A 3,187-nucleotide genomic window follows, 5' to 3' on the forward strand; every position below is an offset into this window, starting at 1 on the left:
TGAATTTCTCGTTTTTTTAGGAAACATATGTGGACATTTATATGATATATCACATTTATTATATAAAAACTATTTTTAGGAAGTGTTTACAATGAGTTTCATGGCAAAAAGACTGCTCAAAAAGTTTAAAAAGGAAAATTATAAAGTGGCCGTTAATCATAGTTTCCTTCATCCTAATAAAGAAGTCACCATATTTACGGATGAAAGTAAATATGAAACAATTTATCAGATGAAATATGGCCAAATAGTTACGCTAATGCCTACTGATAATCCGGATAACCAGATTATGTATTTCCACGGAGGGGCTTTTACAGTACCAATGAACATAGATCAACTGGAAATGATTACTAAAATCGCTATAGAATCCAACAGTTTGGTGCAAATCGTTGATTTTCCATTATTACCCAATCATACATCAACTGAAATATTAGAATCGGCCCAAGAAGCCTTAGATATCGTTTATTCAACAGAGATACCAACATTTATTGTGGCAGATTCGGCGGGTGCCGCGATTGCACTACAGTTATTAATAAAGAATCCAATTAAAATATCTGGAACATCATTCATTTCTCCTTGGCTGGATATGCAGCTTAAGGATCCAGAGATTTCCACAAAAGAAAACGAAGATGTGATGCTATCATTAAGTGTACTTCGCCAAATCGGGAAGCAATTTGAAGCCGGCTTGCATCAGGATGACTGGTTTGATATATTTGATCCTCAAAATCTGAATGTCGGATCAATTCAAATCTTTTATGGAGAAAATGAATTATTGACACCGATTAATTTGAAATTTATCCGGGCACTTAAGCAAGCTGATAAAGCATCTGTACAAGTAACAGCCTTTAAAGATGGCTTTCATGATTATACGTTGTGGTTTAAGTTGCCTGAAACAAAAAAGACGTTTAAGGAGATTGCGAGGTTTGTAAGAGGCGGCTTGCATTAAGAAGCGGTTAGATTCCAGAGTATAAGAGACTCCCAACAATTATTTAAAGCTGGAAGTCTCTTGCACGACAGAGGATGATTCTAATGCATGTTTCGGCTAAGTAGCAGTGATGATTCCGTTAATCAAACGTTTGTTAAAGATCGACGTGGTGCTTCAGTTTTGGGAACGCATGAGTATCGGACCATTTCATCATGGCGCCTTGGAAGACTAATGCAAAGGCAGTACCAAAGCCGATCGCAAATACTTTTCCTGTAAAAAGATAAGCTAATATTGAGATAATAACCGGTGGAATGTAGCTAAGCCACTGCGACGTTACCGCGCTGCCAGAAATGTATTTAAACCTGATAATGTATGCCATATCATCATTTGGATGCATGATGAGCTTGGCCCGCGAATACATTGAGACGGCCATGGCAACACAGAACAGGCCAATCATGTCCAGAATAAGCCTCAGCCAAAAGCTGTAGGTGGGCACGCCCAACGAATCGAAAATCCATTGAGAAAATTGAACCAGGTAACTAAAAGGAATTGTATAGAGAAGGTTGGAAACAAAACGGCGACGATCAAATGACCCAATCATCAGTTGATTAACGATTGTGACAACAATCCCATATAGGAAAAGGGTTGTGCCAAGCGGAATGTTAACCCATTTGGAAAGGTTAACCGCTGAAGCCGTCCATACGGCACTTCCTAAATTTGTTGAAATTGCCAACGCATTTCCTGCTGAATTAATCACAATGGAAAGGCATAGGTAATTAAACCGTTGATTAAAATCTTGAATTTTAGCCATTTTGTTTTAAAATCTCCTCAAAAGTTTCAGTACAATTTATTGTATAATAATCCTTTGGGTTTGGAAATAGTTCGGGTCTAATTGATTCATTTACGTAGTTAATCATGTTAACATTTAAATTAAGAAGGTGATCTTGTGGAAAAAGCGTATTCAGAAGTCGAAGCAGAGAGAAATCTCGAAAAAAATCGCCTTTGGGTTGGTCGCTTTAAAACCACCCGTTCATTTCAAAAGTTGACCAAACCGGAAAAGGTAGCTGCGTTGTACGTTACACAGGCATTTGTTGGTTTAGCCTATAAATACGAGTTGCGGGAACCGCGGCGTTATACTGCTAAATTGGTGAGAAAAGTCCTGTTGCAACTATTTCCTAAAAGGATTGCGGCCACTAACGTCTTTTTTTCTTCAGTTATTCCTGTTATGCGAAGGTATTTCGTCTTTCTAGGTGTTCAGCACAAGATCAGCAATGCCGATACGTTGGTTAAAGCACTTGATTCAGTTGGTACTAAACAATTGTTGGATATTCATCAGGATCAAAACAATTGGGATGCACATAAAGTCAAGGCTATGGCGATTTTAATGGGGACCATTGACCATGTTGACCCTAAAAGAGTCGCTGCTTTTGAAGAAGATTATAATATGGGTGTACCGCTAAGATTTTGCTTTGACCTGGGGGTTTATCGACAGCCAAAGAATATTATCTTATTGACGGAAGGGTTACGAAAAAAGTTTGAACAAATTCTATATGAGAAGCATAATTGAGATCAAATAAGGATGCGAACGTTAATGGCAAATAATGCCAATAATAATACCCTTTCACTGAGACAACGTTGAGTTGCTTGGAGAAAGGGTATTTCTTATTGGGCACAATAATTGACTATTAAGTTTTAAATAGGTTAATTCAGTTCCTGCACCTTTTTAACGTTATTTAAATTGATGACAGTTACCCCTTTAGCCGGCTGATTAATATAAGCCAAGTCGTCTTTAACTGCCGCAACGGTTCCTGTGATATGGCCGCTGTCGGTTACCAGCATGACCAATTTTTGACTTTTATAAGCATTAATTAATTCGTTTGAAAAATTTTTTGACGCAATTGTCATCATTTCCACCTCGATTGATAACCTCAAGTATAGTTCAGTATTGACACTAATGTAAATACAATTATTCAAATAAAATTCTAATTTTGCAACTTTTACTATCACTTTTTCTCAATTAGCGCTAAAGTGGAGATATAGTGATACAAGTGAGGTGAAATGGACATGGAGATGACTGAACGCCAATTAATCCAAGAGATTTTGAACACTGTCGATGTAATCTATAAATTTGTTAACACCGATGATGATAAAAAGGAATACGAAATTGTGATTAATCGCCAAGATGGTGATCATCGACCGCTTGAAGAAGTTAATAAAGAGATCAAGCATTACTTTACCGACGCTAACTTTAGTTATGACGAGAAG

The 3,187-nt window shown here is 37.2% G+C and carries 5 protein-coding genes; 3 read left to right on the forward strand and 2 right to left on the reverse strand.

The genetic code is table 11. From position 1 onward, the window contains the following. Positions 1-91 precede the first annotated feature (91 nt). Positions 92-943: an alpha/beta hydrolase fold domain-containing protein gene (locus HMPREF0519_RS03520; RefSeq protein ID WP_003634713.1), complete on the forward strand. Its 852-nt coding sequence runs from the start codon at positions 92-94 to the stop codon at positions 941-943. 133 nt (positions 944-1,076) lie between these two features. On the opposite strand, the gene HMPREF0519_RS03525 is transcribed toward HMPREF0519_RS03520, so the two are convergent. Continuing rightward, positions 1,077-1,733: a YczE/YyaS/YitT family protein gene (locus tag HMPREF0519_RS03525; protein ID WP_003634714.1), complete on the reverse strand. Its 657-nt coding sequence runs from the start codon at positions 1,731-1,733 to the stop codon at positions 1,077-1,079. Between the two features lie 135 nt (positions 1,734-1,868). Between HMPREF0519_RS03525 and HMPREF0519_RS03530 the strand changes: the two genes are divergently transcribed. Further along, positions 1,869-2,489: a hypothetical protein gene (locus HMPREF0519_RS03530; RefSeq protein ID WP_003634717.1), complete on the forward strand. Its 621-nt coding sequence runs from the start codon at positions 1,869-1,871 to the stop codon at positions 2,487-2,489. A gap of 134 nt (positions 2,490-2,623) precedes the next feature. Here the strand turns inward: HMPREF0519_RS03530 and HMPREF0519_RS03535 are convergent, their stop codons facing one another. Then, positions 2,624-2,830: a hypothetical protein gene (locus HMPREF0519_RS03535; protein ID WP_233419308.1), complete on the reverse strand. Its 207-nt coding sequence runs from the start codon at positions 2,828-2,830 to the stop codon at positions 2,624-2,626. 162 nt (positions 2,831-2,992) lie between these two features. Between HMPREF0519_RS03535 and HMPREF0519_RS03540 the strand changes: the two genes are divergently transcribed. Beyond that, positions 2,993-3,187: hypothetical protein (locus HMPREF0519_RS03540; RefSeq protein WP_040472688.1), on the forward strand; the 195-nt coding region annotated here is incomplete at its 3' end.

Origin of the sequence: Lentilactobacillus hilgardii DSM 20176 = ATCC 8290 (assembly GCF_000159315.1) — a bacterium.
In the GTDB taxonomy this organism is placed as follows: domain Bacteria; phylum Bacillota; class Bacilli; order Lactobacillales; family Lactobacillaceae; genus Lentilactobacillus; species Lentilactobacillus hilgardii.